Source organism: SAR324 cluster bacterium, from assembly GCA_029245725.1.
In the GTDB taxonomy this organism is placed as follows: Bacteria; SAR324; SAR324; order SAR324; family NAC60-12; genus JCVI-SCAAA005.
The window spans coordinates 1-2,762 of the sequence record JAQWOT010000250.1 but is presented as its reverse complement, the minus strand read 5'-3'; the positions used below and the strand labels follow the sequence as shown (position 1 = coordinate 2,762).

At 44.5% G+C, this 2,762-nt stretch carries 3 protein-coding genes and 1 tRNA gene; 1 reads left to right on the top strand and 3 read right to left on the bottom strand.

Features of this window, described 5'->3' with window-relative positions; genetic code table 11:
• Positions 1 to 211: 211 nt before the first annotated feature.
• Together P8O70_14040 and P8O70_14035 are read right to left on the bottom strand one after the other, a co-directional pair.
• Positions 212 to 288 (bottom strand) — tRNA-Met (locus P8O70_14040).
• A gap of 68 nt (positions 289 to 356) precedes the next feature.
• Positions 357 to 1,730 carry an FAD-dependent oxidoreductase gene (locus P8O70_14035; GenBank protein MDG2197978.1) on the bottom strand — a complete coding sequence of 458 codons (1,374 nt, stop codon included), beginning with the start codon at positions 1,728 to 1,730 and terminating at the stop codon, positions 357 to 359.
• 141 nt (positions 1,731 to 1,871) lie between these two features.
• Here P8O70_14035 and P8O70_14030 point away from each other — a divergent pair, with 141 nt between their 5' ends.
• The gene (locus tag P8O70_14030; protein ID MDG2197977.1) at positions 1,872 to 2,309 is read left to right on the top strand and encodes a DUF4864 domain-containing protein; all 438 of its coding nucleotides are present in this window, start codon (positions 1,872 to 1,874) and stop codon (positions 2,307 to 2,309) included.
• Positions 2,310 to 2,346: 37 nt separating this feature from the next.
• On the opposite strand, the gene P8O70_14025 is transcribed toward P8O70_14030, so the two are convergent.
• On the bottom strand, positions 2,347 to 2,762 hold a 416-nt coding region (locus P8O70_14025), incomplete at its 5' end, for an SUMF1/EgtB/PvdO family nonheme iron enzyme (protein ID MDG2197976.1).

Here is a 2,762-nt window from a genome sequence, read left to right as displayed (position 1 = left end):
GAATTCAAATTTGCTTCAGAACCGCACAAACTCTCGGAATCCAGTTGAGTTTTACGTGGGCACATACGTGGGCAACAGCCGAATCAGGCAGGGTAATTCGAGTGAATCGGAAGTAAGCGAAAGGCAGCTGGAATCACCTTCTAGGCCAGTGAAATCATGAGCTAGAGGTCGATCAAAGTAAAAAGAGTGAATTGCAAGTAAAGTGGTGATTTGGTAGCAGAGGGGAGACTTGAACTCCCGACCTTGCGATTATGAATCGCACGCTCTAACCAGCTGAGCTACTCTGCCTCTTTGCGAAGGATTATCAAGGAGGAATCAACTAGATTAATTCTTCTTTTCGAAAAAGCAAGGGCTGGCTAAGTGCTTTGGATCAGATCCAACATTTCTTGGACTTCACAAATTTTTTGACGAGATTTTCTATTCTGCTGCCCTTGTTCAATCTCAAATTTGTCCAGTTTTTTCCAATCTTCAAAACTAACGAATTGGATTTTTTTCTCCTTAAGAAGATCCAGCAAATCATGTTGAACTAATTTTGGTTCTGATGTTTGACTGGTCTGCCAATTTCGTTTGAGTCGGCTGACGGTCTCCATTGCATCTTGTTTATTGGTTCCAATGACACCGCTTGGACCGCGCTTGATCCATCCAGCTGTATATTCCTGATTAAGTAACTTGCCATCCACCTCACCCAGCAACTGGCCATGGTCGTTAGGTATGGTTCCTCTCCGATCATCAAAGGGCAATCCAGGAATCGCTTCACCCATGTAACCAATCGAGCGAAAAACCATATCCACGTTTAGGTGCATCACTTCATCTGTGGCTTTTGCCTTAAGAATTCCGCCCTCTTTGACAATTTCATTGTGGACCAATTCCAGTCCTTCAACCCTTTCAGAACCCTCGATTTTTGTTGGAGAGATGAGAAAACAAAGATGTAACTTGCGTGGGTTCCCTCTATCTCCTTGATCATGAATTTGCTGAAGGATCTCCATGTTGAGTTTGGTATTTCGAGAAGCCTTTGATAGTTCTTCCTTGCTGTGGTCATCAAGCTCCAGATCAGATGCTCGCATCACAGCATCGACTTTTGGTAAATGAAGTAACTCGCGAACCTCAGCAGGGGTAAACGCAGCTTGGACTGGTCCACGACGACCAATCAGAAAGACTTCTTCAACCTGACTTTGTCGCAAGGCTTCAAGGGCATGCTGAGCAATGTCAGTCTTTGCTAGATTTTCAGGATCTTGGCAAAGAATTCTTGCACAGTCGATGGCTACATTCCCCATTCCAATGATCGCCACTCGTTTCGAAGTAAGATCAAATTGGTGATGACGGTAGTTGGGGTGTCCGTTATACCATCCAACAAATTCTGTGGCTGCGTGACTCCCTTGGAGAGTCTCCCCAATGATGTTTAAATGGCGGTCTGTGCTGCTTCCAAATGCGTAAATCACAGCGTGATAGCGTTGAAGCAATTCAAACCGCTGGATGTCTTTGCCAAATTCTACATTTCCAAAGAAGCGGAATCTTGGGTGTCCAGCCGCTCTTTCAAAAATTTTTGTGACAGACTTGATTTTCTCATGATCTGGAGCAACACCACCACGGACTAGTCCATAAGGGGTAGGTAATCGCTCTAGCATATCAACCGAAACCATGGGATCATCATGGCGGAGAAGTTCCATTGCTGAATAAAATGCCGCAGGCCCTGAGCCAACGATTGCTACACGTTTTGCTGAATCATTCATGGTCTTTGGTCTAAAACATGGAAAACTGTGGGTTGTTAGAAAGTACAGTCAAATTCGTAAGAAATATTAAAGAATGAAGTGGGTATTGTCTCATTTCATACCACGTTTCTTATCATATAATAAACTTGTCTGATTGGAGGGATGATGTTCAAGCACCTTATGCTAGGTCTACTCTCGTGTTTTTTGATTTCTGGATTAACTTGGGCTGAAGACCAGCCAACTGAGGAGAGCCAGGATAAAGAAAGAATTATGGCTGTAATTGATGCTCAATTGGAAGCATTCCGGAGCGGAGATGCGGAGAAGGCCTACTCTTTTGCAACACCAGGCATTCAACGGCAATTTCCAAATTCTTCGATTTTTATGCAGATGGTCATGAACGGGTATAATGTTCTGAGACAACCAACTCAAGTGGAATACCAGGTTCTACGAGAACATTTTGGGGTGAAAGTTCAATTGGTTCAGTTGACTGATTTGAATGGCTTCACTTTCCAAGCATTCTACCAGATGGAACAGCAGAATTCAGGAGAATGGCGGATTGGAGGCTGCATGATTCAACAAATTGATCAAAATAAAATTTAAATTTGGGAACCACCAATCTACCAAGGAAAGTGGGAAATCACTTTGCTCGATCAGTCGCAGCAGTTGTAAATTCAGCGCTCGCAGCGCAACGGAACCCAACGTCCATCCATGTACTCTGAGGTGAGGCGTCACGTCGCATCCCTGAGCGTAGATATTCAGGTGGACTGAGACGAGATCCACCTCTCATCACGCGGTATTCTCCTTCTAATGGCCCGGTAGGGTCTACCAGTTCTTCTGGATTATAAAGACCAAATTTATCGTACACCCACTCCCAAACGTTACCGTGCATATCGAATACACCTAGGTCGTTTGGCTTTCGGTCAGCGACCACACGCTGCATGGTTGACGAGTTTTGACGATACCAAGCATAGTCAGAAAGGAAAACAGGATCATTCCCATAACCGTAGGGTTGATTCTGCTTATCATCTCTAGCTGCTCTCTCCCATTCAGCCT